Here is a 201-nt window from a genome sequence, read left to right as displayed (position 1 = left end):
AAAACGGAGGAAGAGGGATTCGAACCCCCGCGGCCCGTTAAGGCCCTGTCGGTTTTCAAGACCGATCCCTTCAGCCGGACTTGGGTATTCCTCCATGATTATAGGTAAAATGCTATTAAAATAAAATGGCGGTCTCGACGGGAATCGAACCCGCGATCTCCTGCGTGACAGGCAGGCGTGTTAACCGCTACACTACGAGAC

At 52.7% G+C, this 201-nt stretch carries 1 tRNA gene; it reads right to left on the bottom strand.

Annotation, left to right across the window (positions count from 1 at the left end):
- Positions 1–4: 4 nt before the first annotated feature.
- Positions 5–94: transfer RNA gene (locus tag Q4528_RS16795), tRNA-Ser, on the bottom strand.
- Positions 95–201: the final 107 nt, after the last annotated feature.

Origin of the sequence: Staphylococcus pasteuri (assembly GCF_030547725.1) — a bacterium.
Lineage (GTDB): Bacteria > Bacillota > Bacilli > Staphylococcales > Staphylococcaceae > Staphylococcus > Staphylococcus pasteuri.
Note: the sequence above shows the minus strand (reverse complement) of the source record. Positions and strands in the feature narration are given on the sequence as shown.